The sequence below is a fragment of the Pantoea phyllosphaerae genome, from assembly GCF_051025595.1.
GTDB lineage: Bacteria > Pseudomonadota > Gammaproteobacteria > Enterobacterales > Enterobacteriaceae > Pantoea.
Window position 1 is genome coordinate 1 of the sequence record NZ_JBPFDE010000025.1, and the last position, 25,971, is coordinate 25,971.

Consider the following 25,971-nt stretch of genomic DNA (forward strand, 5'->3'; position numbering starts at 1 on the left):
CAGGGTCTGCGCTTCGCAATCCGCGAAGGCGGCCGTACCGTTGGCGCGGGCGTTGTTGCTGAAGTTATCGCTTAATTACGATAACATTTGACGCAATGCATACGGAAAGGGCATCATTTGATGCCCTTTTTGCACGCTGTTATATAGAACCTGGCTCATCAGTGATTTTCGATCATAATCATTGCTGAGACAGGCTCTGTTGCGCGGCGTAGGATACCGAGTTACGCCCCAAAAGCTCATTCGGTTTGGATGCCTCGCCTTGCGGGGCAAAATAGTTTCTGAATTATTGTGGCAGGTTGGTTTATGAGTGCGAATACCGAAGCTCAAGGGAGCGGGCGCGGCCTGGAAGCGATAAAGTGGCTGGCTGTTGTTGCGTTGCTGCTGGTAGCCATCGTAGGCAATTATATCTATCGCGATGTGACGCTGCCATTGCGCGCGCTGGCTGTCGTGGTGCTGATTGCGGCTGCGGGCGGCATTGCGCTGCTGACGGTCAAAGGCAAAGCAACCGTGGCTTTTGCACGTGAAGCACGCACCGAAATGCGTAAGGTCATTTGGCCGACTCGCCAGGAAACGCTGCATACCACGTTAATCGTTGCCGCGGTTACCGCCGTGATGTCACTGATTTTGTGGGGGCTGGATGGTATTCTGGTCCGTCTGGTATCGTTTATCACTGGCCTGAGGTTCTGAGATGTCTGAAGCTCCAAAAAAACGCTGGTACGTCGTGCAGGCGTTTTCCGGCTTTGAAGGCCGCGTAGCACAGTCGCTGCGCGAGCACATCAAATTGCACAACATGGAAGAGCTGTTCGGCGACGTCATGGTTCCTACTGAAGAAGTGGTAGAGATCCGCGGCGGTCAGCGTCGTAAAAGCGAACGCAAATTTTTCCCCGGCTATGTGCTGGTGCAGATGGTGATGAATGACGCCAGCTGGCACCTGGTGCGCAGCGTACCGCGCGTGATGGGTTTCATCGGCGGCACCTCTGACCGCCCAGCGCCGATCAGCGATAAAGAAGTGGATGCGATCATGAACCGCCTGCAGCAGGTGGGTGACAAGCCGCGTCCGAAAACGCTGTTCGAACCGGGCGAAATGGTGCGCGTCAACGACGGCCCGTTCGCCGACTTCAACGGCGTGGTCGAAGAGGTGGATTACGAGAAGAGCCGCCTGAAAGTGTCCGTTTCTATCTTTGGCCGCGCAACGCCGGTCGAACTGGACTTCGGGCAGGTGGAGAAAGGTTAATCACCTTGTTCACATTTTGAATCTTGCAGCAGGCGCGAAATTTAACTATAATTTCGCGCCTTTTGTTTTTATGCGCTGGCAACAGCGTGTGAACTGTTACCACGGGGAGCCTGTTTTTCAGGCGCTATACCCAACTGAGGAAAAATCATGGCCAAGAAAGTACAAGCCTACGTCAAGCTGCAGGTTGCAGCGGGTATGGCTAACCCGAGCCCACCGGTAGGTCCGGCTCTGGGTCAGCAGGGCGTTAACATCATGGAATTCTGTAAAGCGTTTAACGCCAAAACGGAATCCCTGGAGAAAGGTCTGCCTACTCCGGTTGTTATCACCGTATACAGCGACCGTTCTTTCACCTTCGTTACCAAAACGCCGCCGGCCGCCGTTCTGCTGAAAAAAGCAGCAGGCATCAAGTCTGGTTCTGGTAAGCCGAACAAAGACAAAGTCGGTAAAGTAACCCGTGCTCAGGTACGTGAAATCGCAGAAACCAAAGCTGCGGACATGACTGGTGCTGACGTAGAAGCGATGACTCGCTCTATCGAAGGTACCGCTCGTTCCATGGGCCTGGTAGTGGAGGACTAAGAAATGGCTAAGCTGACCAAGCGCATGCGCGTGATCCGTGACAAAGTTGATGCGACCAAACAGTACGATGTTACTGAAGCCGTTGCTCTGCTGAAAGAACTGGCTACCGCTAAGTTTGTAGAGAGCGTGGACGTTGCCGTTAACCTCGGCATCGACGCTCGTAAATCTGACCAGAACGTTCGTGGTGCGACCGTTCTGCCGCACGGTACTGGTCGTTCAGTACGCGTTGCCGTCTTTACCCAGGGCGCAAACGCTGAAGCTGCTAAAGCAGCTGGCGCTGAGCTGGTAGGTATGGAAGATCTGGCTGACCAGATCAAAAAAGGCGAAATGAACTTTGACGTGGTTATCGCTTCTCCAGATGCGATGCGCGTTGTTGGCCAGTTAGGCCAGGTTCTGGGCCCACGCGGCCTGATGCCAAACCCGAAAGTCGGTACCGTCACGCCGAACGTTGCTGAAGCGGTTAAAAACGCTAAAGCGGGCCAGGTTCGTTACCGTAACGACAAAAACGGTATCATCCACACTACCATCGGTAAAGTGGACTTCGACGCTGACAAGCTGAAAGAAAACCTGGAATCTCTGCTGGTTGCGCTGAAAAAAGCAAAACCTGCTCAGGCAAAAGGTGTTTACATCAAGAAAATCAGCCTGTCTACCACCATGGGCGCTGGCGTTGCCATCGACCAGGCGGGTCTGAACGCAGCAGCAAACTAATTGCTGCTTGAAACGGGCGAAAAATTCACCTAGAATCTTACGCCCGTTGTTCTGGTAAAACAGACGCTGAATTTATATCCCGCTGTGACCAGCGCACTTGCTTCGGCAAGGCGACGGAAACGGCGGGGTAGGTTGGAGCCAGGCCTTTCCTGGCCTCCGTCCAAGACCGCAGGCGCGGCCCATCTTCGGATGTGACGCTTAATCCCCTGCGTAGACGGTGACAGAGCCAAAAAGAATTTTTTCTTAACTGGATTCTGCTCACCGTGTTTTAGCGCTTACCTTCCTTTGGGTCGGTAGGTGAAGTGAGTTCCGGAGAAATTCATCTCCGGCCAAAATCCAGGAGCAAAAGCTAATGGCATTAAATCTTCAAGACAAACAAGCGATTGTTGCTGAAGTCAGCGAAGTAGCCAAAGGCGCGCTGTCAGCGGTTGTTGCGGATTCTCGCGGCGTTACCGTTGATAAAATGACCGAACTGCGTAAAGCAGGTCGTGAAGCTGGCGTTTACATGCGTGTTGTTCGTAACACCCTGCTGCGCCGCGTCGTTGAAGGTACTCAGTTCGAGTGCCTGAAAGACACGTTTGTTGGTCCGACCCTGATTGCATATTCTATGGAACACCCGGGCGCTGCTGCTCGTCTGTTCAAAGATTTCGCGAAAGCGAATGCAAAATTTGAGGTCAAAGCTGCAGCCTTTGAAGGTGAGCTGATCCCGGCGGCACAAATTGACCGTCTGGCAACGCTGCCGACTTACGAAGAAGCACTGGCACGTCTGATGTCGACCATGAAAGAAGCCGCTGCTGGCAAACTGGTCCGCACTCTGGCTGCTGTTCGCGATGCAAAAGAAGCGGCTTAAGGCCAAATTCTTTTCATTCGCACTTGCTAACGTATAAACTTTTTCTGATTCTTAGGAACAATTGTCATGTCTATCACTAAAGACCAAATTCTGGAAGCCGTTGCCGCTATGTCCGTAATGGAAGTAGTTGAGCTGGTTTCTGCTATGGAAGAAAAATTCGGCGTTTCTGCTGCTGCTGCTGTAGCTGTTGCTGCTGGCCCGGCTGAAGCTGTTGAAGAGAAAACTGAATTCGACGTCGTACTGAAATCTGCTGGCGCGAACAAAGTAGCGGTAATCAAAGCCGTTCGTAGCGCAACTGGTCTGGGCCTGAAAGAAGCCAAAGACCTGGTTGAAGCAACTGGCGTGATCAAAGAAGGCATCAGCAAAGACGACGCAGCTGCACTTGAAGCTGCTCTGAAAGAAGCTGGCGCTGACGTTGAAGTTAAGTAAGACAACCTTCGGGTTGCAGCCTGAGTAAAATCAGGCTGATGGCTGGTGGCTTTTGGGTCACCAGCCTTTTTGCGCTCAAGAGCCTTGATGGGGTTTCGCACTGTTTGTCCATCGCTGCTCTTCAATATCTTTTTCTATCGACGACTTAATATACTGCTTTCCTGCGCGGGTTCCCTGCCCATGCTAATGCAATGAAATGATTTAAGAGTGATAGAAAGATGTATTGCATGTGGCCTCTGCGCCGCATGAATCAAACAAAATAGTGTTGCATGAACTGTCCTTCAGGACGGACAGCGTGGGTCGACTTGTCAGCTAGCTGAGGAACCCTATGGTTTACTCCTATACCGAGAAAAAACGTATTCGTAAGGACTTTGGTAAACGTCCGCAAGTACTGGACATACCTTATCTCCTTTCTATCCAGCTTGACTCGTTTCAGAAGTTCATCGAGCAAGATTCAGAAGGTCAGTACGGACTGGAAGCAGCCTTCCGTTCCGTCTTCCCCATTCAGAGTTACAGCGGTAATTCAGAGCTGCAATATGTCAGCTATCGTCTGGGCGAACCCGTCTTTGACGTGAAAGAGTGTCAGATTCGTGGCGTGACGTTCTCTGCTCCGCTGCGCGTCAAACTGCGTCTGGTGATCTACGAGCGCGAAGCGCCGGAAGGCACCGTAAAAGACATTAAAGAACAAGAAGTCTACATGGGCGAAATCCCGCTCATGACGGACAACGGTACCTTTGTTATCAACGGTACTGAACGCGTTATCGTTTCTCAGCTGCATCGTAGTCCTGGCGTCTTCTTCGACAGCGATAAAGGTAAAACCCACTCATCGGGTAAAGTGCTCTATAACGCACGCATCATTCCTTATCGCGGTTCATGGCTGGACTTCGAGTTCGACCCGAAAGACAACCTGTTCGTACGTATCGACCGTCGTCGTAAGCTGCCGGCCAGTATCATACTGCGCGCGCTGAACTTCACCACCGAGCAGATCCTCGATCTGTTCTTCGAGAAAGTGGTGTTCGAGATTCGCGACAACAAGCTGCAGATGGAGCTGGTGCCTGAGCGCCTGCGCGGCGAAACTGCCTCTTTCGACATCGAAGCGAACGGCAACGTCTACGTTGAAAAAGGCCGTCGCATTACTGCGCGCCACATTCGTCAGCTGGAAAAAGATGGCATTCAGCACATCGAAGTGCCGGTTGAGTACATCGCGGGCAAAGTGGTCGCGAAAGACTATATCGACGAGAGCACCGGCGAACTGATTGTTCCGGCGAACATGGAACTCTCCATGGACCTGCTGGCTAAGCTGAGCCAGGCGGGCCACAAGCGTATCGAAACGCTGTTCACCAACGATCTGGATCACGGCCCGTACATCTCCGAGACCCTGCGCGTTGACCCGACCAACGATCGCCTGAGCGCGCTGGTTGAGATCTACCGCATGATGCGTCCTGGCGAGCCGCCGACGCGTGAAGCCGCTGAGAACCTGTTCGAGAACCTGTTCTTCTCGGAAGATCGTTACGATCTGTCCGCTGTTGGCCGCATGAAGTTCAACCGTTCACTGCTGCGTGATGAAATCGAAGGTTCAGGCATTCTGAGCAAAGAAGACATCATCGAAGTGATGAAGAAGCTGATCGACATCCGTAACGGTAAAGGCGAAGTGGACGATATCGACCACCTCGGCAACCGTCGTATTCGTTCAGTAGGTGAAATGGCGGAAAACCAGTTCCGCGTTGGCCTGGTTCGCGTAGAGCGCGCGGTGAAAGAGCGTCTGTCGCTGGGCGACCTCGACACGCTGATGCCGCAGGACATGATCAATGCCAAGCCGATTTCGGCGGCGGTGAAAGAGTTCTTTGGCTCCAGCCAGCTCTCACAGTTTATGGATCAGAACAACCCGCTGTCTGAGATTACGCACAAACGTCGTATCTCTGCACTCGGCCCAGGCGGCCTGACGCGCGAGCGTGCTGGCTTCGAAGTTCGAGACGTACACCCGACCCACTACGGTCGCGTATGTCCAATCGAAACCCCTGAAGGTCCGAACATCGGTCTGATCAACTCGTTGTCTGTCTACGCGCAGACTAACGAGTACGGTTTCCTGGAAACCCCGTATCGTCGCGTTATCGACGGCGTGGTCTCTGACGAAATCCATTACCTCTCTGCGATTGAAGAGGGTAACTACGTTATCGCTCAGGCGAACGCCCAGCTGGATGATGAAGGTCACTTCGTTGACGATCTCGTCACCTGCCGTAGCAAAGGCGAATCGAGCCTGTTCAGCCGCGATCAGGTTGACTACATGGACGTTTCCACCCAGCAGGTGGTTTCCGTCGGTGCGTCACTGATCCCGTTCCTGGAGCACGACGATGCTAACCGCGCCCTGATGGGTGCGAACATGCAACGTCAGGCCGTACCGACGCTGCGCGCTGATAAGCCGCTGGTAGGTACCGGTATGGAGCGCGCGGTAGCGGTCGACTCAGGCGTGACCGCCGTAGCGAAACGTGGCGGTACCGTACAGTACGTCGACGCATCCCGTATCGTTATCAAAGTTAACGAAGATGAGATGTATCCGGGCGAAGCGGGCATCGACATCTATAACCTGACTAAGTACACCCGTTCTAACCAGAACACCTGCATCAACCAGATGCCGTGTGTGTCGCTGGGCGAGCCGGTCGAGCGCGGCGACGTGCTGGCTGACGGTCCGTCAACCGACCTGGGTGAACTGGCGCTTGGCCAGAACATGCGCGTCGCGTTCATGCCGTGGAACGGTTACAACTTCGAAGACTCCATCCTCGTTTCCGAGCGTGTGGTTCAGGAAGACCGTTTCACCACCATCCATATTCAGGAGCTGGCGTGCGTGTCTCGCGACACCAAGCTGGGGCCAGAAGAGATCACCGCTGATATCCCGAACGTGGGTGAAGCTGCGCTCTCTAAACTGGATGAGTCCGGCATCGTTTATATCGGTGCAGAAGTGACCGGTGGCGACATTCTGGTGGGCAAGGTTACGCCGAAAGGTGAAACCCAGCTGACGCCGGAAGAGAAACTGCTGCGCGCTATCTTCGGCGAAAAAGCCTCCGACGTGAAAGATTCGTCGCTGCGCGTGCCGAACGGCGTTTCTGGTACCGTTATCGATGTTCAGGTCTTTACCCGCGATGGCGTGGAAAAAGACAAGCGTGCGCTGGAAATCGAAGAGATGCAGCTGAAGCAGGCGAAGAAAGACCTGTCTGAAGAACTGCAGATCCTCGAAGCGGGCCTGTTCGGCCGTATTCAGGCTGTACTGATCTCTGGCGGCGTAGAAGCGGACAAGCTCGACAAGCTGCCGCGCGAGCGCTGGCTGGAGCTGGGCCTGACCGACGAAGAGAAACAGAACGCGCTGGAGCAGCTGGCTGAGCAGTACGACGAACTGAAGCACGAGTTTGAGAAAAAACTTGAAGCCAAGCGTCGCAAGATCACCCAGGGCGACGACCTCGCGCCGGGCGTGCTGAAAATCGTCAAAGTCTATCTGGCCGTTAAACGTCAGATTCAGCCGGGCGATAAGATGGCAGGCCGTCACGGTAACAAAGGTGTTATCTCTAAGATCAACCCGATCGAAGATATGCCTTACGACGAGAACGGCACGCCGGTCGACATCGTACTGAACCCGCTGGGCGTACCGTCACGTATGAACATCGGTCAGATCCTGGAAACGCATCTGGGTATGGCGGCGAAAGGTATCGGCGACAAGATCAACGCCATGCTGAAGCGTCAGGAAGAAGTCGCGAAACTGCGCGAATTCATCCAGCGCGCCTATGACCTGGGCGCGGACGTGCGTCAGCGCGTTGACCTCAACACCTTCTCTGATGACGAAGTGTTGCGTCTGGCTGAGAACCTGAAAAAAGGTATGCCGATCGCGACGCCGGTGTTTGACGGCGCGAAAGAGAGCGAAATCAAAGAGCTGCTGCAGCTTGGCGATCTGCCGACTTCCGGCCAGATCACCCTGTTTGACGGCCGTACCGGCGAGCAGTTCGAGCGTCCGGTAACTGTGGGCTACATGTACATGCTGAAACTCAACCACCTGGTGGATGACAAGATGCATGCGCGTTCAACCGGCTCTTACAGCCTGGTTACTCAGCAGCCGCTGGGTGGTAAAGCACAGTTCGGTGGTCAGCGCTTTGGTGAGATGGAAGTGTGGGCGCTGGAAGCATACGGCGCGGCATACACCCTGCAGGAAATGCTTACCGTTAAGTCTGATGACGTGAATGGTCGTACGAAGATGTATAAAAACATCGTCGACGGCAACCATCAGATGGAACCGGGCATGCCGGAGTCCTTCAACGTACTGTTGAAAGAGATTCGCTCGCTGGGCATCAACATCGAGCTGGAAGACGAGTAAGCACTCGCAAGTACTGGTTATGGGGCGCGCCGTTTCGGCTGCGCGCCCCTGAGAGTTCCACTCCGACGGGAGCTAATCCGTGAAAGACTTACTTAAGTTTCTGAAAGCGCAAACTAAGACCGAAGAGTTTGATGCGATCAAAATTGCGCTGGCTTCGCCAGACATGATCCGTTCCTGGTCATTCGGTGAAGTGAAAAAGCCGGAAACCATTAACTACCGTACCTTCAAGCCTGAACGTGACGGTCTTTTCTGCGCCCGTATTTTCGGACCGGTAAAAGATTACGAGTGCCTGTGCGGTAAGTATAAGCGCCTGAAACACCGCGGCGTGATCTGTGAGAAGTGCGGCGTTGAAGTGACCCAGACCAAAGTGCGCCGTGAGCGCATGGGCCACATCGAACTCGCTTCTCCGACCGCGCACATCTGGTTCCTGAAGTCGCTGCCGTCCCGTATCGGCCTGCTGCTGGATATGCCGCTGCGCGATATCGAACGCGTGCTCTACTTTGAATCATACGTTGTTGTCGAAGGTGGCATGACCAACCTCGAAAAACGTCAGATTCTGACCGAAGAGCAGTACCTTGACGCGCTGGAAGAGTTCGGTGACGAATTCGATGCGAAGATGGGCGCCGAAGCGATCCAGGCTCTGCTGAAAAATATGGATCTGGAGCAAGAGTGCGAGCAGCTGCGTGAAGAGCTGAACGAAACCAACTCCGAGACCAAGCGTAAGAAGCTGACCAAGCGCATCAAGCTGCTGGAAGCGTTCGTGCAGTCTGGCAACAAGCCAGAGTGGATGATCCTGACCGTGCTGCCGGTGCTGCCGCCGGATCTGCGTCCGCTGGTTCCGCTGGACGGCGGTCGTTTCGCGACGTCGGATCTGAACGATCTCTATCGTCGCGTTATCAACCGTAACAACCGTCTGAAGCGTCTGCTGGATCTGGCTGCGCCGGACATCATCGTACGCAACGAAAAACGTATGCTGCAGGAAGCGGTCGACGCCCTGCTGGATAACGGCCGTCGCGGTCGTGCGATCACCGGTTCCAACAAGCGTCCGCTGAAATCTTTGGCCGATATGATCAAAGGTAAACAGGGTCGTTTCCGTCAGAACCTGCTCGGTAAGCGTGTTGACTACTCCGGTCGTTCTGTTATCACCGTAGGTCCATACCTGCGTCTGCATCAGTGCGGCCTGCCTAAGAAAATGGCGCTGGAGCTGTTCAAACCGTTCATCTACGGCAAGCTGGAGCTGCGTGGCCTGGCCACCACCATCAAAGCCGCGAAGAAAATGGTTGAGCGCGAAGAAGCGGTTGTCTGGGATATCCTGGATGAAGTTATCCGCGAGCACCCGGTTCTGCTGAACCGTGCACCGACGCTGCACCGTCTGGGTATCCAGGCGTTTGAACCGGTTCTGATCGAAGGTAAAGCTATTCAGCTGCACCCGCTGGTGTGTGCGGCCTATAACGCCGACTTCGATGGTGACCAGATGGCCGTTCACGTACCGCTGACGCTGGAAGCCCAGCTGGAAGCGCGTGCGCTGATGATGTCTACCAACAACATCCTGTCACCTGCGAACGGCGAGCCAATCATCGTTCCATCTCAGGACGTTGTACTGGGTCTGTACTACATGACCCGTGACTGTGTTAACGCCAAAGGCGAAGGCATGGTGCTGACCGGCCCGAAAGAAGCTGAGCGTGTTTACCGCGCTGGTCTGGCATCGCTGCACGCTCGTGTGAAGGTACGTATTACCGAACACGAGAAAAATGAGCAGGATGAGTGGGTCGCTAAAACCAGCCTCATCGACACCACCATTGGCCGCGCCATCCTGTGGATGATCGTGCCGAAAGGTCTGCCGTTCTCTATCGTTAACCAGGCGCTGGGCAAAAAAGCGATCTCCAAAATGCTGAACACCTGTTACCGCATTTTGGGCCTGAAGCCGACTGTTATCTTTGCTGACCAGACCATGTACACCGGTTTCGCCTACGCTGCCCGTTCAGGCGCGTCTGTCGGCATCGACGACATGGTTATCCCAGAGAAGAAAGTGGAAATCATCACCGAAGCGGAAGCGGAAGTGGCTGAGATCCAGGAGCAGTTCCAGTCTGGTCTGGTTACCGCGGGCGAGCGCTATAACAAAGTCATCGATATCTGGGCTGCGGCGAACGAGCGCGTAGCGAAGGCGATGATGGAAAACCTCTCAACTGAAACCGTGATTAACCGTGACGGCGAAGAAGAGAAACAGGTTTCCTTTAACAGCATCTTTATGATGGCGGACTCCGGTGCGCGTGGTTCTGCAGCGCAGATTCGTCAGCTGGCCGGTATGCGTGGCCTGATGGCGAAGCCAGACGGCTCCATCATCGAGACGCCGATCACCGCGAACTTCCGTGAAGGTCTGAACGTACTCCAGTACTTCATCTCGACCCACGGTGCGCGTAAAGGTCTTGCGGATACCGCACTGAAAACCGCGAACTCCGGTTATCTGACGCGTCGTCTGGTTGACGTTGCGCAGGATCTGGTAGTGACCGAAGATGACTGCGGCACCTTCGAAGGCATCATGATGACGCCGGTTATCGAAGGCGGCGACGTTAAAGAGCCGCTGCGCGAGCGCGTACTGGGTCGTGTGACCGCAGAAGACGTGCTGAAGCCGGGCACCGCTGACATTCTGGTTCCGCGTAATACGCTGCTGGATGAGCACTGGTGTGATGTGGTTGAACAGAACTCTGTCGACACCATCAAGGTTCGCTCCGTTGTTAGCTGTGAAACCGATTTTGGCGTGTGCGCCCACTGCTACGGTCGCGACCTGGCACGTGGTCACATCATCAACAAAGGTGAAGCGATCGGTGTTATCGCGGCACAGTCCATCGGTGAGCCGGGCACACAGCTGACCATGCGTACGTTCCACATCGGTGGTGCGGCATCGCGTGCGGCAGCTGAGTCCAGCATTCAGGTGAAAAACAAAGGTACCATCAAACTGACCAACGCCAAGTCGGTAACTAACTCCGCTGGCAAACTGGTTATTACCTCGCGTAACGTCGAACTGAAAATGATCGATGAGTTTGGTCGTACGAAAGAGAGCTATAAAGTCCCTTACGGCGCGACCATGGCGAAAGGCGACGGCGAACAGGTTGCAGCGGGCGAAACCGTAGCGAACTGGGATCCGCACACCATGCCGGTTATCACCGAAGTCAGCGGCTTTATTCGCTTTACTGACATGATTGATGGCCAGACCATCACGCGTCAGACCGACGAACTGACCGGTCTCTCCTCGCTGGTGGTACTGGATACCGCAGAGCGTACGGCTGGTGGTAAAGACCTGCGTCCGGCGCTGAAAATCGTCGATGAGCAGGGCGAAGATGTTCTGATCCCAGGCACCGACATGCCGGCCCAGTACTTCCTGCCAGGCAAAGCGATCGTACAGCTGGAAGATGGTAAGAAAATTAGCTCTGGTGACACCCTGGCGCGTGTGCCGCAGGAATCTGGCGGTACCAAGGATATCACCGGTGGTCTGCCGCGCGTTGCCGACCTGTTCGAAGCGCGTCGTCCGAAAGAGCCAGCAATCCTGGCGGAGATCAGCGGTATCATCTCCTTCGGTAAAGAGACCAAAGGTAAACGTCGTCTGGTGATTACGCCGGTTGATGGCAGCGAGCCTTACGAAGAGATGATTCCGAAATGGCGTCAGCTTAACGTGTTTGAAGGCGAGCGCGTAGAGCGTGGTGACGTGGTTTCAGACGGTCCGGAATCGCCGCACGACATTCTGCGTCTGCGTGGCGTCCATGCTGTGACCCGTTACATCACTAACGAAGTGCAGGAAGTTTACCGTCTGCAGGGCGTTAAGATTAACGATAAGCACATTGAAGTCATCGTTCGTCAGATGCTGCGTAAAGCTACCATCATGAGCGCGGGAAGCACCGACTTCCTGGAAGGTGAGCAGGCAGAAGTCTCTCGCATCAAGATCTCCAACCGCGATCTCGAAGCGAACGGCAAAATCGGCGCGACCTACGTGCGCGATCTGCTGGGTATCACCAAAGCGTCGCTGGCAACCGAATCGTTCATCTCGGCAGCCTCGTTCCAGGAGACGACTCGTGTCCTGACCGAAGCCGCTGTTGCAGGCAAGCGCGATGAACTGCGCGGCCTGAAAGAGAACGTGATCGTGGGTCGTCTGATCCCGGCCGGTACTGGTTACGCCTACCATCAGGATCGTATGCGTCGTAAAGCCGCAGGTGAAGTGCCAGTGGCACCGCAGGTTACTGCGGATGAAGCCTCTGCCAGCCTGGCTGAACTGCTGAATGCCGGTCTCGGCGGCAGCGACAACGACTAATCGCTCTTCGCGTAATAAAAACCCTGCCTCGGCAGGGTTTTTTTTTGGGATAAAAAAGTGATTAGTGACGGGGTTTTGCCAGCGGCGAGCTGGTTGAGATAGTAAACGTCTGGCGGACAGCATTTCTCTACCCGCCAGAGCAAAAAAAGGCCGGGGCGCACCCTGTGGAACTTCAGCACGCTAACGCTTCACATTTTCAATATCGCCGCGCGTCAGGCCGATATCTTTGAGCTGCGCATCGCTAAGCTGCAGCAGAATCAGGCGCGTCTTACGCCGCTGATGGAGACCCCTCAGGCAGCGCGCGATGGCGCGTAATAGAGACCAGGGCGTAACAGAAAAAGGTTTTGCCGCACAGTTTTCTTCGTATCCCATTTTACTTTCCTCATCAGGTGAACTGAGAAATAGTTTCTGCCTGATGGCGCAAAGGATACAGACGCAAAATTCGACTTTATTTAACATACAGATTGCCCCAGGCAGCGTCTGAATGGTAAAAAATTTGCCTGTCTGTACTGTTTTCTAACTTCTCAGCCTGACAGGAGCCGAACATGACGCGTTATCAACAGCTGGCGATGCATCTGGCACAGCGCATTGAGCAGGGGCTTTACCGCAGCGGTGAAAAGCTGCCGTCAGTGCGCACGCTGAGCCTTGAACATGGCGTCAGCATTAGCACCGTGCAGCAGGCGTACCACGTGCTGGAGGAGAAGCAGCTGATTACGCCGCAGCCGCGTTCCGGCTATTTCGTCGCGCCGCGTAAGGCCGCGCCGCCGGTGCCGGCGCTGACGCGCCCGGTGCAGCGTCCGGTAGAGATCACTCAGTGGGAGTCGGTGCTGGATCTGCTTGAGAGCCGTCAGGAAAGCGACGTGCTGCAGCTGGGCAGCGGCATGCCCAACCTCACCCAGCCGACCCTCAAACCGCTGTGGAAAATTCTCAGTCGGCAGGCGCAGCGGCAGGAAACACAGCTTCTCAGCTATGACAATCTGTATGGCGTAACGGGCTTGCGCGAGCAGGTAGCGCGGCTGGCGATCGACAGCGGCTGTCAGCTGTCGGTTGACGATATCGTTATTACCACCGGCTGCCATGAGGCGCTGTCGGTGTCGATCCGCGCGATATGCGAGCCGGGCGATATCATCGCGGTGGAGTCGCCGTCGTTTCACGGCATAATGCAGACCCTGCGCGGCTTCGGCATTCGCGCCATTGAGATCCCCACCGACTCGGTCACCGGCATCAGTCTGGAAGCGCTGGAGCTGGCGTTTGAGCAGTGGCCAATCAAGGCTGTCATGGTGGTGCCTAACTGCAACAATCCGCTGGGTTTCATTATGCCGGAGGCGCGTAAGCGTGCACTGTTGACGCTGGCGCAGCGCTTTGACGTAGCGGTGATTGAAGACGATGTTTACGGTGAGCTGGCCTGGGAGTATCCGCGGCCAGCCACGTTGAAATCGCTCGATCTGGACGGTCGGGTGCTGCTGTGCAGCTCTTTTTCGAAAACGGTGGCGCCCGGCCTGCGCATCGGCTGGGTTGCGCCAGGACGCTATCGCGATCGCGTACTGCATATGAAGTATATCGCTACCGGCTCCAGCAACACGCTGGCGCAGCATGCGATGGCGGAGTTTATTCGCCAGGGCTACTATCAGCCGCATCTGCGGCGTATGCGTCAGCTTTATCAGCGCAACTACGACTGCTTCAGCTGCTGGGTGCGTCACTACTTTCCCTGCGGCATCTGCGTCTCGCGTCCGCAGGGCGGCTTTATGATGTGGGTTGAACTGCCGGAAGCGTTTGACGCCGTGCGGCTTAATCGCGAACTGCGCGATTCGCATATTCAGATTGCGGTGGGATCGCTCTTTTCCGCATCGGGAAAATATCGCAACTGCCTGCGACTGAGCTTCGCGGTAACGCTGGACGACCGTGTCGAACAGGCGCTGGCAAAAGTCGGACAGGCGGTCGAGCACGCGATAGCCGCCTGCACGGGCGAACACTCTCCACACTCCCTGCAGCATGATGCCCTCCTGGCTAAATAGTTGAGGCAGGGCCAGAGAGGTGAGGGGAGGTTCCGGCCCTGGCCGGGCACATACCCGGCGAAAGCCACTGTAGCGCAGCAGAATAACGGCGCGAGCGAGAAAGCCTGTCGCTGTGCGCCGTTTTCCACTCTTTTTACCGCTGTTGCAGGAGGTTGCCGCTTTTTGCGCGGCGCGTTCCGTGTCAGGCCTCCGGCGGTTCCGCCAGCGCCAGCAACGCCTGGGTCGCAGCGCGCCAGTCCGGCGCCTGGGTAATGGCGCTGACGACGGCGATACTGCCGACGCCGGTTGCCAGCACCGCCGGCGCGCGCGCCAGGCTGATGCCGCCAATTGCCACGGTCGAAACGCCTTTAAGCCGCGCGAGATGCCGCTGAAGCTCCGTCAGCCCCTGCGGCGCTGACGGCATTGCCTTCGTCTCGGTAGGGAAAATATGCCCCAGCGCGATATAGGAAGGGCGTATCGCCATCGCACGATCCAGCTCGCGATCGTCGTGCGTCGACACCCCCAGCCGCAGACCCGCCTCGCGAATGGCGTTCAGGTTCGCGACATCCAGGTCCTCCTGACCCAGATGCACGCCGTAAGCGCGGTGCTTAACGGCCAACTGCCAGTAATCGTTGATAAACAGACGAGCATTGTAACGCTTGCCGAGCGCAATCGACTCGATAATCGATGGCTCCACCGCCGCCGCCTCCCGATCTTTAATACGCAGCTGGATAGTGCGCACGCCGACCTCCAGCAGGCGTGCAATCCATTCCACGCTGTCGACGACCGGATAGAGTCCTAAGCGCGAGGCGGTAGCAGGGAAAGGCGCGTTCATTGTTTCTCCTCGTTCAGCGCGTCGGCTGAGTGGTAAAGCTCGCCGCCGCGGCGGCGAAAGGTTTCAGACATCTGCTGCATGCCGATGGCGATCGGCTGCGCCTCGGCCTGGCTGGCCGCATAGTCGCGCACTTCCTGACTGATTTTCATCGAGCAGAATTTGGGGCCGCACATTGAGCAGAAGTGAGCCACTTTACCCGACTCCTGCGGCAGGGTTTCGTCGTGATAGGCGCGCGCGGTGTGGGGATCGAGTGCCAGATTAAACTGATCCTCCCAGCGAAATTCAAAGCGCGCTTTGGACATGGCGTTATCGCGGATCTGCGCGCCGGGATGCCCCTTCGCCAGATCCGCCGCGTGGGCGGCGATCTTATAGGTAATCAAACCCTGCTTAACGTCCTCTTTATTCGGCAGGCCGAGATGCTCTTTGGGCGTAACGTAGCAGAGCATGGCGCAGCCAAACCAGCCAATCATCGCGGCGCCGATGCCGGAGGTGAAGTGATCGTAGCCGGGCGCGATATCGGTGGTCAGCGGGCCGAGCGTATAGAACGGCGCTTCGTGACAGTGCTCCAGCTGCTCGGTCATATTGCGACGGATCATCTGCATAGGAATATGACCGGGACCTTCAATCATCACCTGCACGTCATACTCCCAGGCGATTTTTGTCAGCTCGCCCAGCGTGCGCAGCTCGGCGAACTGCGCCTCGTCGTTGGCGTCCTGAATCGAGCCGGGACGCAGGCCGTCGCCAAGCGACAGCGAAACGTCGTAGGCGGCGCAGATTTCGCAAATTTCGCGGAAGTGCGTATAGAGAAAACTTTCGCGATGATGCGACAGACACCACTTCGCCATAATCGACCCGCCGCGCGAAACGATGCCGGTCAGGCGCTTCGCCGTCATCGGCACATAGCGCAGCAGCACGCCAGCGTGGATAGTGAAGTAATCGACGCCTTGCTCCGCCTGCTCCAGCAGCGTGTCGCGGAACACCTCCCAGTCGAGGTTCTCCGCCACGCCGTTGACCTTTTCCAGCGCCTGATAAATCGGTACGGTACCGATGGGCACCGGGCTGTTACGCAGGATCCACTCGCGCGTTTCATGAATATAGCGGCCGGTGGAGAGATCCATCACGGTATCGGCGCCCCAGCGTGTCGACCAGACCAGCTTCTCCACCTCTTCTTCAATAGAGGAGGTGACCGCCGAGTTGCCGATGTTGGCGTTGACCTTGACCAGAAAGTTGCGGCCGATAATCATCGGCTCTGACTCGGGATGGTTGATATTCGCGGGAATAATGGCGCGTCCGGCGGCCACTTCCTGACGTACAAACTCAGGGGTGATGTTTTCCGGCAGCTGCGCGCCGAAGCCGTGGCCGTCATGCTGCTGGCGCAGCACTTCGCTGCGAATACGTTCGCGCCCCATATTCTCACGCAGCGCGATAAACTCCATCTCCGGCGTGACGACGCCCTGACGGGCATAGTGGAGCTGGGTAACGCAGCGCCCCGCTTTGGCGCGCCGCGGCTGCGGCAGCCGCTCGAAACGCAGATGATCGAGCCCGTCGTCGGCCAGACGCTGCTGCGTATAGCGCGAGCTGGTGTGCGTCAGCGTCTCGCTGTCGTCGCGCGCGGCGATCCAGTCGGCGCGTAGCTTTGCCAGTCCATGCTGAACATCGATAACGGCATCGGGATCGCCATAGGGACCAGCGGTATCGTAGACCGGCACCGCCTCATTCTCTTCATAGCGCGGACGGTCTTTATCGCCGCCGAGCAGCGTCGGACTGAGCTGGATCTCGCGCATCGGCACGCGAATATCGGCACGGCTGCCCTGGATCCAGATACGTTTCGAGTTGGGAAAGGCGACGCCGCTCTGAAGCGCTTCAATAAAGGCCTGCGCCTGGGCGCGCTGTTCACGTCGGTTGGTTTTGGTCATAGACATAGCAATTTTCCTGTTGAGGGGGAACGTTGCTTGTCCGGAGTTCGGAAGGAGTAACAGAAACGGCAGGCAAAATCGCCAGCGTACTGATGATGTTTACTCTTGTTCCCTTCGCAGGTTCTAACCTGATCAGGTTCCGCGGATCCCGAATTAACGGTCTCAGCCCTTGCGGGCACTCCGACAAGATTTCATTTCACGTTTTAAGCGGCTTAGCTTGCCATTTCACGCCTGGGCAGTGCTCGTGACGGTCACATACTTCAGTATGCTCCCGTCCCTGCGCGCTATCCGGGCGTGAACTGGCGGCGCACTCTACGCTGAAAACGCAAAACGCCGTGCATATCGCACAAAAAACAAAACGGGTTTTTGACGGTAAAGTCGAAAACCCGTTCAGCATAGAAGGGCTTGCGCAGAATAACAAGCCATTTACAACTGCTTGATGTTAAGCCGGACGCGACAGCCTGCTGCTGTCATTGGCCGCTGTTATGCTCACCAGGCTATTATCCCAGGCAAGCTGGATCAGCTTATCTTCCAGCGTAAAGCGCGCTTCCAGCACTTCGCCGACTTCCGACAGCGCCAGCTGAAAATCAACGCAGTTATCGTCGTCAATGGACTGCTGCAAGTGGCCATCATAGAGCTGCATCAGGCGCTCGGTGTTGGCTTCCAGCGGCGGATAAACCTGCGCAGCGGCAATCATTGGACTGTCGCCTTCCATCTCATTGATGATGCGTTCGTAAATGCTGAAGTGACCGGCAGAAAGGTAGTCGACCAGACCGTGACAAAAATTGTCGAGCGCCTGCTCGTCTAACGTTGTGAGCGCCTCTTTGTTAGGCTTCAGCCCAACCAGGTGGTAATAAGAAACAAGTAGCTGGCGACGGGCGTCCAGCCACGAGTCTACCAGTTCGTTGCTGCCACCTACGCGCTCGGTCAGGACGTTTAACTGGTTAAGCATATCTGACTCCATGTAAAGAAAGTTCCCTTCCCGTCACGCTGCGGCTGGCCTGGTGCCGCCTGCAAGCTGGACGATTTAGGGTATAGTTGTTTGTCTACACACTTAACATCAGGACTTCAGCGTATCGGTAAGACGCTAAGGATGACGATTAGATGCAACATGAGATCTCAAGCGTAGACGCTGGATGGTGGATTGTCAGCCATGAACAGAAACTTTGGTTGCCGCAAGGCGATCTGCCTCACGGCGGCGCCGCTGCGTTCAAGCTTACAGGCAGCAAGGCGCAGGCGGTCGGCGAGTGGCAGGGCGAAACGGTATGGCTGGTGTGTGAGAGCCGCGATCGCGATATGTTCTCGGTGCGTCAGCTGATTGATGAAGAGCCCGGTCTGTTTCAGCTTGCCGGGCGCGCCGTGCAGCTGGCGGAGTTTTACCGCTCGCATCGCTTCTGCGGCTACTGCGGCCACGAAATGCATCTGAGCAAGCATGAAAACGCCTGTCTCTGCGGCCACTGCCGCGAGCGCTACTATCCGCAAATCGCGCCCTGCATTATTGTCGCCATTCGACGCGGCGCTGAAATATTGCTGGCCAATCATGCGCGTCATCGCAACAGCATCTATACCGTGCTGGCGGGCTTTGTCGAGGTGGGCGAGACGCTGGAGCAGGCGGTCGCGCGCGAGGTGATGGAAGAGAGCAACATCCGCGTCAAAAACCTGCGTTACGTTACCTCGCAGCCCTGGCCCTTCCCGCATTCGCTGATGATGGCTTTTATGGCGGAATATGATGGCGGCGATCTGCAAATCGATAACAAAGAGCTGCTGGACGCCGGCTGGTACCGCTACGACGCGCTGCCGCCGCTGCCGCCGCCGGGCACTGTGGCGCGCCGGCTAATCGAAGATACCGTCGCCATCTGCCGCAGCGAGGCGTAAGAAGTGTTACACTACGCGCCTGAAATTGAGAGAGTCCTGAAATGAGTGAACTGAAGAACGATCGTTATCTGCGCGCCCTGTTACGTCAACCGGTCGATATGACGCCGGTATGGATGATGCGACAAGCCGGGCGTTATTTGCCGGAGTACAAAGCGACGCGTGCCGTAGCCGGCGATTTTATGTCGCTGTGCAAAAACGCCGAACTGGCGTGTGAAGTCACCCTGCAGCCGCTGCGCCGCTATCCGCTCGACGCGGCGATCCTCTTCAGCGATATCCTGACGATCCCCGATGCGATGGGGCTGGGACTCTACTTCGAAACCGGCGAAGGCCCGCGTTTTTCTAACCCGGTTACCTGCCGCGCCGATGTCGACAAACTGCCGGTGCCCGATCCTGAGCAGGAACTCGGCTATGTGATGAATGCGGTGCGCACCATCCGCAAAAACCTCAACGGCGAAGTGCCGCTGATCGGTTTCTCCGGCAGCCCCTGGACGCTGGCGACCTATATGGTCGAAGGTGGCAGCAGCAAGGCTTTTACCAAAATCAAAAAAATGATGTATGCCGATCCGGCAACGCTGCATGCGATGCTCGACAAGCTGGCGGACAGCGTCATTCTTTATCTCAACGCGCAGATCCGCGCGGGCGCGCAGTCGGTGATGGTGTTCGACACCTGGGGCGGCGTGCTGACCGGCCGCGATTACCTGGCGTTCTCGCTCCACTACATGCATAAAATCGTCGACAGCGTGCTGCATGAGAACGAAGGGCGCCGCGTGCCGATTACCCTTTTCACTAAAGGCGGCGGACAGTGGCTGGAAGCGATGGCGGCCACCGGCTGCGACGCGCTCGGTCTCGACTGGACCACTGATATTGGCGAGGCGCGTCGTCGCGTCGGCGACAAAGTGGCGCTGCAGGGCAACATGGATCCGTCTATGCTTTATGCGCCAGCTGCACGTATCGAGCAGGAAGTCGCAGGTATTCTTGACGGCTTCGGCGCGGGCAGCGGTCACGTCTTCAACCTGGGACATGGTATCCATCAGGATGTGCCGCCAGAGCATGCGGGCGTGTTCGTCGAGGCGGTACATCGTCTCTCAGGCCAATATCATCAGGAGTAAGTATGGACATTGCTGCACTGCGCGCGGAGCAAATTCAGCGCGCTGCAGAGGTGGTGCGGCAGGATGATTTCGACGTTCTGCCGCCGCGTTTTATCGGCGGCGCCGATGTCGGATTCGAGCAGGAAGGGGCGGTCACGCGTGCCGCCCTGGTGATCCTCGAATATCCCTCTCTCAAGCTGGTGGAGCATCGCGTGGCGCGCATCGCTACCACCATGCCCTACATTCCCGGCTTCCTCTCTTTTCGCGAATATCCTGCGCTGCTGGCGGCATGGGAGATGCTTGAGCGCAAACCGGATCTACTTTTTGTCGACGGACACGGCATTTCGCACCCGCGTCGCCTCGGCGTCGCCTCACACTTTGGCTTGATGGTTGACGTGCCGACTATCGGCGTGGCGAAAAAGCGCCTGTGCGGTCGCTTTGCCGATTTGGACGCCGAACCGGGCTCGCGCCAGCCGCTGATAGACAAAGGCGAGCAGATCGGCTGGGTATGGCGCAGCAAAGCGCGCTGCAACCCGCTTTTCGTGGCGACAGGACACCGCGTCAGCCTGGATAGCGCGCTCCACTGGGTGGAAAACTGCATGGGCGGCTATCGCCTGCCGGAGCCTACGCGCTGGGCGGATGCCGTGGCATCCAACCGCACCGCCTTTCAGCGCTGGCAAAGCGCGCTTTAACGCTGTGCGCGCGGCGCTTTTGCGGTACACTGCCGCCAGCTAAACGATGAAGAGCCCTGTTCATGTTACAAAACCCCGTTCACCTGCGTCTGGCTAAGCTGGAAAGCTGGCAGCATCTGACGTTTATGGCTTGCCTGTGCGAGCGTATGTTCCCCAATTACTGGGCATTCTGCCAGCAGACGGAATTCGCCGATCCGGCGCTTTATCGCCGCCTTCTCGATCTCATCTGGGAAAGCCTGACGGTCAAAGATGCCAAAATTAATTTTGACAGCCAGCTGGAAAAGCTTGAAGCCGCCATTCCCGACGGCGACGCCTTCGAGGTGTACGGCGTCTATCCCGCTATCGACGCCTGCGTGGCGCTAAGTGAAGTGCTGCACGCGATGCTGAGCGGCGAAACGCTGGAGCATGCGATTGAGGTCAGCAAGACGTCGATCACCACCGTAGCGATGCTGGAAATGACCCAGGCCGGACGCGAAATGAGCGACGAAGAGCTGCGCGAAAACCCAGCCGTAATCGATGAATGGGACCTGCAATGGGAGATTTTCCGCCTGCTTGCCGACTGTGAAGAACGAGACCTTGAATTGATCAAAGGTTTGCGTTTAGACCTGCGGGAGGCGGGAATCAGCAACATCGGTATAAATTTTCAGCAGTAAGGCGGGAAAACGTGACTTCAGGCCCGAATTAGCGCGCCTGGAGGCTTCACATCGGCCCCCTCTCTGGTCTACATTTGGGGGGCTGAAAATTGTGGCTATCGGTGCGTGCAGGCTGAAGAGTGCCAGAATATGGCTTTTCCCTCGCACTCGTTGCTTAGCAAGCGATAAATACACTTTAAGGATAACTTATGAACAAGACTCAACTGATTGATGTGATCGCGGAAAAAGCGGACCTGTCGAAAACCCAGGCTAAAGCGGCTCTGGAATCAACTCTGGCTGCGATCACTGAGTCTCTGAAAGAAGGTGATGCTGTACAACTGGTTGGTTTTGGTACTTTTAAAGTGAACCACCGCGCTGAGCGTACCGGTCGCAACCCGCAAACTGGCAAAGAGATCAAAATCGCTGCGGCAAACGTACCGGCATTCGTGTCTGGTAAAGCGCTGAAAGACTCTGTTAAATAAGACGTCGCATTGCGGTCAGAATTTTAAAAGAAGGGGCGAATTCGCCCCTTTTGTATTAGGGGCCAGCTATGCCGAACCTGCGTTTGCCCTCCTGTTTTGCTCTGCTTACTCTGCTTCTGCTTTCCGGGTGCGGTTCTACGCCCGACACGCCTCCTTTTAGCGCCAGCGGTTATCTTGCCGATCGCGGCGCAGTGCGCATCTGGCGCAAAAACAGCCACCTTACGATTCATTTGCGCACGCTCTATACGCCTTTTAACGGCGAGGCGGCAGAAACTACCGACTACGTGTGGCAAGAGGAGAAGCTGATTAGCGTCGCGCGCCACGTCAGCGGCAAGCAGCCTGACGATGTTACTCTGCGCTTCGATCAGGATGGCAGCCTGAGCTTTATGCAGCGGCAGCTGGCCGGGCGACGTGAAGCGGTCGATCCGGATACGGTAGAGCTCTATAAGTTCGATGCGCAGCGGATGCTGGCGCAGAGCAATGCGCTGCTTAGCGGTCGCGTGATGCTGAAGCAGGGCCAGTGGCTGGGCGCGAAGCAAATCGCCCTTTGCGATGGCGGACGTGAGTCGCCCTCTTTTGACGATTACGCGCTGCAGACGCTGGCGCAGCAGCAGCGGCACAGCGCCGCGCCGCTGCTGGTCTCCTGGCTGGAGGCGCCGGAAGGCACGCAGCTGCTGCGCGCGGCATCGGGAGAACGCTGCGATTCACAGCCGAAAGAAGCGGATTTTTAAGGCAGAGAAAAGGGCGCATGGCGCGCCCTTTTTACTTACTTGCGGTTAATGGCGCGATAGCCGATATCGCGGCGGCAGAAGCTGCCGTTCCAGGAAACAGGCTGAGCCAGCTCATAGGCGCGCTTTTGCGCCGCCGCCACGTCGTCGCCCAGCGCGGTAACGCAGAGCACGCGGCCGCCGTTCGTCAGCACCAGATCGTTCTCAAGGCGCGTCCCGGCATGGAATATCTTGCCGTCGTCAACCTGCTCCAGCGGCAGGCCATGAATCTGCTCGCCGTTGACGTAGTCGCCCGGATAGCCGCCCGCTGCCAGCACGACGCCGAGCGCCGGGCGCGGATCCCACTTTGAATCTGTCTTATCCAGCGCGCCGTCGCAGGCCGCCAGGCAGAGTTCAACCAGGTCCGACTGCAGGCGCAGCATGATTGGCTGGGTTTCGGGATCGCCAAAGCGGCAGTTAAATTCGATGACTTTCGGCTGGCCCGACCGATCAATCATCAGGCCGGCATACAGGAAGCCGGTATAGACATTGCCTTCTGCCGCCATGCCGCGCACCGTTGGCCAGATCACCTGATCCATCACGCGCTGGTGGATCTCGTCGGTCACCACCGGGGCAGGAGAGTAGGCGCCCATGCCGCCGGTGTTCGGGCCGGTATCGCCGTCGCCGACGCGTTTATGATCCTGGCTGGTGGCCATCGGCAGCACGTGTTCGCCGTCCACCATCACGATAAAGCTGGCTTCTTCGCCGTCGAGAAACTCTTCGATCACGATGCGATGGCCTGCGTCGCCGAAAGCGTTGCCGGCCAGCATATCTTTAACCGCCGCTTCAGCTTCTTCCAGCGTCATTGCGACGATCACGCCTTTACCGGCAGCCAGGCCGTCAGCCTTGATGACGATAGGCGCGCCTTTCTCGCGCAGGTACGCCAGCGCCACTTCAACATCCGTAAAGTTGCGGTACTCCGCGGTAGGAATATGGTGGCGGGCAAGGAAATCCTTGGTAAAGGCTTTAGAGCCTTCCAGCTGCGCTGCGTTTTTGGTTGGGCCGAAAATCTTCAGACCCGCCGCGCGGAAGGCGTCGACCACGCCAATAACCAGCGGCGCTTCCGGGCCGACGATGGTCAGGTCGATCGCTTCGCGCTGGGCGAACGCGAGCAGGGCAGGGATATCGGTCGGGCTGATATCGACATTTTGCAGCGCGGGCTCCAGCGCAGTACCTGCGTTGCCGGGCGCGACGAATACCGTTTCCGCCAGCGGCGACTGCGCCGCTTTCCAGGCCAGCGCGTGTTCACGACCGCCGTTGCCAATCACTAAAATTTTCATTTTGCTCTCCGGATAATTAATGGCGGAAGTGGCGCATGTCAGTGAAGATCATGGCGATGCCGTGTTCATCAGCCGCGGCGATAACCTCGTCGTCGCGAATAGAGCCTCCCGGCTGGATAACGCAGGTGATGCCGACGGCGGCTGCCGCATCGATACCGTCGCGGAACGGGAAGAAGGCGTCGGACGCCATCGCCGAGCCTTTAACCTCCAGCCCTTCGTCCGCAGCCTTGATGCCGGCGATTTTAGCGGAGTAGACGCGGCTCATCTGGCCGGCGCCGATGCCGATGGTCATATTGTCACGCGCATAAACGATGGCGTTGGATTTCACGAACTTCGCGACCTTCCAGCAGAAGAGCGCGTCGCGCAGCTCCTGCTCGCTCGGCTGACGCTTGCTGACCACGCGCAGCTGGCTCGCTTCCACCATGCCCAGATCGCGATCCTGCACCAGCAGACCGCCGGTAACGCGTTTGAAATCGAGACCGGGGACGCGCGCCTGCCACTGGCCACAAACCAGCACGCGAACGTTCTGTTTGGCCGCCGTGACTTTAAGCGCCGCTTCGCTGGCGGAAGGGGCGATGATCACCTCAACGAACTGACGGCTGATAATCGCCTGCGCGGTGGCTTCATCCAGTTCACGGTTAAAAGCGATAATGCCGCCGAAGGCAGAAGTCGGGTCGGTCTGATAAGCGCGCTCGTAAGCCTCAAGAATCGATGCGCCAACGGCGACGCCGCAGGGGTTGGCATGCTTAACGATAACGCAGGCCGCTTCGCTGAACGCCTTCACGCACTCCAGCGCCGCGTCGGTATCAGCAATATTGTTATAGGAGAGCGCCTTGCCCTGCATCTGCTGCGCGGTCGCCACCGACGCTTCCTGCACGTTCTCTTCTATATAGAAGGCGGCGTCCTGATGGCTGTTTTCGCCGTAGCGCATATCTTGCTTCTTAATGAAGTTCAGATTGAGCGTGCGCGGGAAACGGCCGGCGGGTTGATTGCGCTCGCCATGATAGGCGGGAACCAGTGAGCCGAAATAGTTGGCAATCATGCTGTCGTAGGCGGCGGTATGCTCAAACGCTTTGATCGCAAGGTCAAAACGGGTTTCCAGCGTCAGCGAGTTTTCGTTGGCGTCCAGCTCCGCCACAATGGCGTCGTAGTCGCTGCTCTTAACCACAATCGCCACATCTTTATGGTTCTTGGCCGCCGAGCGCACCATGGTCGGGCCGCCGATATCGATATTCTCAACCGCATCTTCCAGCGTGCAGCCTTCGCGTGCGACGGTCTGCGCAAAGGGATAGAGGTTAACTACCACCATGTCGATAGGTTCGATAGCGTGCTGCGCCATAATAGCGTCATCCTGGCCGCGACGACCCAGAATGCCGCCGTGCACTTTCGGGTGCAGGGTTTTGACGCGTCCATCCATCATTTCCGGAAAGCCGGTGTAGTCAGACACTTCGGTAACGGCAAGACCCGCATCGGCCAGCAGGCGGGCGGTTCCGCCTGTAGAGAGGAGTTCGACGCCGCGGCTGGAGAGCGCCTGAGCAAATTCGAGGATACCTGCTTTGTCTGAGACACTCAGCAGAGCGCGGCGTACAGGACGACGTTGTTGCATGGTGGTTTTATCCCTTGGCTTTGTTTCGCGTAAATAAGAGCGTTACATCAAGCTTAGCGATCTTCTTATGAATAAAAAGAGGCGAAACTTCAGGTAACGCCCCGAAAAGGGGCATCCGTGACGTCGCGGGGCATTGTAGCGAAAACGTTTGCGTGCTGCTCGCAAAAATTCGTTTTGAAATGCATTGTGGATAACTTTGTGGGTAATCACGTATAAGGCGGGCTTTTGCTGTGGAATGCAGCGAACGGTCATTTTTCTGCAATTTAGCTGTTGCGCTCTCTGAACGACTCCCTATAATGCGCCTCCATCGACACGGCACAACGGCTTACGGAATGCAGTGTTGAGGT

At 56.8% G+C, this 25,971-nt stretch carries 22 protein-coding genes and 1 riboswitch; of the genes, 16 read left to right on the forward strand and 6 right to left on the reverse strand.

What is annotated here, in order from left to right; translation table 11 throughout:
* The 9 genes from ACR6A7_RS20605 to rpoC all read left to right on the forward strand — a co-directional run.
* On the forward strand, window positions 1-75 hold a 75-nt coding region (locus ACR6A7_RS20605; protein WP_491565907.1), incomplete at its 5' end, for an EF-Tu C-terminal domain-related protein.
* A 228-nt stretch (window positions 76-303) separates the two neighbouring features.
* Entirely contained in the window at window positions 304-687 is a 384-nt protein-coding gene (secE, locus tag ACR6A7_RS20610; RefSeq protein WP_033755817.1) for a preprotein translocase subunit SecE, read from the forward strand.
* A 1-nt stretch (window position 688) separates the two neighbouring features.
* Window positions 689-1,234 carry a transcription termination/antitermination protein NusG gene (gene nusG / locus ACR6A7_RS20615; protein WP_012439920.1) on the forward strand — a complete coding sequence of 182 codons (546 nt, stop codon included), beginning with the start codon at window positions 689-691 and terminating at the stop codon, window positions 1,232-1,234.
* A gap of 147 nt (window positions 1,235-1,381) precedes the next feature.
* The gene (rplK, locus tag ACR6A7_RS20620) at window positions 1,382-1,810 is read left to right on the forward strand and encodes a 50S ribosomal protein L11 (RefSeq protein ID WP_013507401.1); all 429 of its coding nucleotides are present in this window, start codon (window positions 1,382-1,384) and stop codon (window positions 1,808-1,810) included.
* Between the two features lie 3 nt (window positions 1,811-1,813).
* Window positions 1,814-2,518: a 50S ribosomal protein L1 gene (gene rplA, locus ACR6A7_RS20625; RefSeq protein ID WP_033755823.1), complete on the forward strand. Its 705-nt coding sequence runs from the start codon at window positions 1,814-1,816 to the stop codon at window positions 2,516-2,518.
* Window positions 2,519-2,870: 352 nt separating this feature from the next.
* A complete protein-coding gene (gene rplJ / locus ACR6A7_RS20630; RefSeq protein ID WP_011091858.1) occupies window positions 2,871-3,368 on the forward strand; it encodes a 50S ribosomal protein L10 in 498 nt (165 codons plus the stop codon).
* A gap of 66 nt (window positions 3,369-3,434) precedes the next feature.
* Window positions 3,435-3,797: a 50S ribosomal protein L7/L12 gene (rplL, locus tag ACR6A7_RS20635; protein ID WP_033755825.1), complete on the forward strand. Its 363-nt coding sequence runs from the start codon at window positions 3,435-3,437 to the stop codon at window positions 3,795-3,797.
* A 328-nt stretch (window positions 3,798-4,125) separates the two neighbouring features.
* Window positions 4,126-8,154: a DNA-directed RNA polymerase subunit beta gene (gene rpoB, locus ACR6A7_RS20640; protein WP_434127089.1), complete on the forward strand. Its 4,029-nt coding sequence runs from the start codon at window positions 4,126-4,128 to the stop codon at window positions 8,152-8,154.
* A 79-nt stretch (window positions 8,155-8,233) separates the two neighbouring features.
* A complete protein-coding gene (rpoC, locus tag ACR6A7_RS20645) occupies window positions 8,234-12,457 on the forward strand; it encodes a DNA-directed RNA polymerase subunit beta' (protein ID WP_434127090.1) in 4,224 nt (1,407 codons plus the stop codon).
* A gap of 180 nt (window positions 12,458-12,637) precedes the next feature.
* Here rpoC and ACR6A7_RS20650 read toward each other — a convergent pair whose 3' ends face one another.
* Entirely contained in the window at window positions 12,638-12,916 is a 279-nt protein-coding gene (locus ACR6A7_RS20650) for a DUF1127 domain-containing protein (RefSeq protein WP_434127091.1), read from the reverse strand.
* An 86-nt stretch (window positions 12,917-13,002) separates the two neighbouring features.
* Here ACR6A7_RS20650 and ACR6A7_RS20655 point away from each other — a divergent pair, with 86 nt between their 5' ends.
* Entirely contained in the window at window positions 13,003-14,472 is a 1,470-nt protein-coding gene (locus tag ACR6A7_RS20655) for an aminotransferase-like domain-containing protein (protein WP_434127092.1), read from the forward strand.
* A 181-nt stretch (window positions 14,473-14,653) separates the two neighbouring features.
* On the opposite strand, the gene thiE is transcribed toward ACR6A7_RS20655, so the two are convergent.
* From thiE to rsd, 3 genes are all read right to left on the reverse strand, one after another.
* The gene (gene thiE / locus ACR6A7_RS20660; protein ID WP_434127093.1) at window positions 14,654-15,286 is read right to left on the reverse strand and encodes a thiamine phosphate synthase; all 633 of its coding nucleotides are present in this window, start codon (window positions 15,284-15,286) and stop codon (window positions 14,654-14,656) included.
* Window positions 15,283-17,208, reverse strand: coding sequence for a phosphomethylpyrimidine synthase ThiC (gene thiC, locus ACR6A7_RS20665; RefSeq protein ID WP_434127094.1), 1,926 nt, complete (start codon window positions 17,206-17,208; stop codon window positions 15,283-15,285). Before thiC ends, thiE begins: the two co-directional genes overlap by 4 nt.
* A gap of 86 nt (window positions 17,209-17,294) precedes the next feature.
* Window positions 17,295-17,395: riboswitch (TPP riboswitch) on the reverse strand.
* Between the two features lie 249 nt (window positions 17,396-17,644).
* Window positions 17,645-18,154: a sigma D regulator gene (gene rsd, locus ACR6A7_RS20670; protein ID WP_434127095.1), complete on the reverse strand. Its 510-nt coding sequence runs from the start codon at window positions 18,152-18,154 to the stop codon at window positions 17,645-17,647.
* Between the two features lie 152 nt (window positions 18,155-18,306).
* Between rsd and nudC the strand changes: the two genes are divergently transcribed.
* From nudC to ACR6A7_RS20700, 6 genes are all read left to right on the forward strand, one after another.
* Window positions 18,307-19,077 carry an NAD(+) diphosphatase gene (gene nudC / locus ACR6A7_RS20675; protein WP_434127096.1) on the forward strand — a complete coding sequence of 257 codons (771 nt, stop codon included), beginning with the start codon at window positions 18,307-18,309 and terminating at the stop codon, window positions 19,075-19,077.
* Between the two features lie 41 nt (window positions 19,078-19,118).
* Window positions 19,119-20,186: a uroporphyrinogen decarboxylase gene (hemE, locus tag ACR6A7_RS20680; protein WP_434127097.1), complete on the forward strand. Its 1,068-nt coding sequence runs from the start codon at window positions 19,119-19,121 to the stop codon at window positions 20,184-20,186.
* 2 nt (window positions 20,187-20,188) lie between these two features.
* A complete protein-coding gene (nfi, locus tag ACR6A7_RS20685) occupies window positions 20,189-20,857 on the forward strand; it encodes a deoxyribonuclease V (RefSeq protein ID WP_434127098.1) in 669 nt (222 codons plus the stop codon).
* Window positions 20,858-20,919: 62 nt separating this feature from the next.
* On the forward strand, window positions 20,920-21,510 hold the full coding sequence (locus ACR6A7_RS20690) for a YjaG family protein (protein WP_033793167.1): 591 nt from the start codon (window positions 20,920-20,922) through the stop codon (window positions 21,508-21,510).
* 188 nt (window positions 21,511-21,698) lie between these two features.
* Window positions 21,699-21,971 carry a nucleoid-associated protein HU-alpha gene (gene hupA, locus ACR6A7_RS20695; RefSeq protein WP_033755847.1) on the forward strand — a complete coding sequence of 91 codons (273 nt, stop codon included), beginning with the start codon at window positions 21,699-21,701 and terminating at the stop codon, window positions 21,969-21,971.
* Between the two features lie 68 nt (window positions 21,972-22,039).
* On the forward strand, window positions 22,040-22,702 hold the full coding sequence (locus tag ACR6A7_RS20700) for a DUF1481 domain-containing protein (RefSeq protein WP_434127099.1): 663 nt from the start codon (window positions 22,040-22,042) through the stop codon (window positions 22,700-22,702).
* A gap of 35 nt (window positions 22,703-22,737) precedes the next feature.
* Here the strand turns inward: ACR6A7_RS20700 and purD are convergent, their stop codons facing one another.
* On the reverse strand, window positions 22,738-24,018 hold the full coding sequence (gene purD, locus ACR6A7_RS20705; protein WP_434127100.1) for a phosphoribosylamine--glycine ligase: 1,281 nt from the start codon (window positions 24,016-24,018) through the stop codon (window positions 22,738-22,740).
* A gap of 16 nt (window positions 24,019-24,034) precedes the next feature.
* The gene (gene purH, locus ACR6A7_RS20710) at window positions 24,035-25,624 is read right to left on the reverse strand and encodes a bifunctional phosphoribosylaminoimidazolecarboxamide formyltransferase/IMP cyclohydrolase (protein ID WP_434127101.1); all 1,590 of its coding nucleotides are present in this window, start codon (window positions 25,622-25,624) and stop codon (window positions 24,035-24,037) included.
* Window positions 25,625-25,971 lie beyond the last annotated feature (347 nt).

Coding starts and splice junctions, on each gene's coding strand:
- rplK (WP_013507401.1), top strand. CDS start 1,382: ATGGCCAAGAAAGTACAAGCCTACGTCAAGCTGCAGGTTGCAGCGGGT.
- hemE (WP_434127097.1), top strand. CDS start 19,119: ATGAGTGAACTGAAGAACGATCGTTATCTGCGCGCCCTGTTACGTCAA.
- rplJ (WP_011091858.1), top strand. CDS start 2,871: ATGGCATTAAATCTTCAAGACAAACAAGCGATTGTTGCTGAAGTCAGC.
- ACR6A7_RS20650 (WP_434127091.1), bottom strand. CDS start 12,916: ATGTTAAATAAAGTCGAATTTTGCGTCTGTATCCTTTGCGCCATCAGG.
- ACR6A7_RS20655 (WP_434127092.1), top strand. CDS start 13,003: ATGACGCGTTATCAACAGCTGGCGATGCATCTGGCACAGCGCATTGAG.
- thiC (WP_434127094.1), bottom strand. CDS start 17,208: ATGTCTATGACCAAAACCAACCGACGTGAACAGCGCGCCCAGGCGCAG.
- nudC (WP_434127096.1), top strand. CDS start 18,307: ATGCAACATGAGATCTCAAGCGTAGACGCTGGATGGTGGATTGTCAGC.
- ACR6A7_RS20700 (WP_434127099.1), top strand. CDS start 22,040: ATGCCGAACCTGCGTTTGCCCTCCTGTTTTGCTCTGCTTACTCTGCTT.
- purD (WP_434127100.1), bottom strand. CDS start 24,018: ATGAAAATTTTAGTGATTGGCAACGGCGGTCGTGAACACGCGCTGGCC.
- ACR6A7_RS20690 (WP_033793167.1), top strand. CDS start 20,920: ATGTTACAAAACCCCGTTCACCTGCGTCTGGCTAAGCTGGAAAGCTGG.
- thiE (WP_434127093.1), bottom strand. CDS start 15,286: ATGAACGCGCCTTTCCCTGCTACCGCCTCGCGCTTAGGACTCTATCCG.
- rplA (WP_033755823.1), top strand. CDS start 1,814: ATGGCTAAGCTGACCAAGCGCATGCGCGTGATCCGTGACAAAGTTGAT.
- nfi (WP_434127098.1), top strand. CDS start 20,189: ATGGACATTGCTGCACTGCGCGCGGAGCAAATTCAGCGCGCTGCAGAG.
- hupA (WP_033755847.1), top strand. CDS start 21,699: ATGAACAAGACTCAACTGATTGATGTGATCGCGGAAAAAGCGGACCTG.
- purH (WP_434127101.1), bottom strand. CDS start 25,624: ATGCAACAACGTCGTCCTGTACGCCGCGCTCTGCTGAGTGTCTCAGAC.
- rpoB (WP_434127089.1), top strand. CDS start 4,126: ATGGTTTACTCCTATACCGAGAAAAAACGTATTCGTAAGGACTTTGGT.
- nusG (WP_012439920.1), top strand. CDS start 689: ATGTCTGAAGCTCCAAAAAAACGCTGGTACGTCGTGCAGGCGTTTTCC.
- rplL (WP_033755825.1), top strand. CDS start 3,435: ATGTCTATCACTAAAGACCAAATTCTGGAAGCCGTTGCCGCTATGTCC.
- secE (WP_033755817.1), top strand. CDS start 304: ATGAGTGCGAATACCGAAGCTCAAGGGAGCGGGCGCGGCCTGGAAGCG.
- rsd (WP_434127095.1), bottom strand. CDS start 18,154: ATGCTTAACCAGTTAAACGTCCTGACCGAGCGCGTAGGTGGCAGCAAC.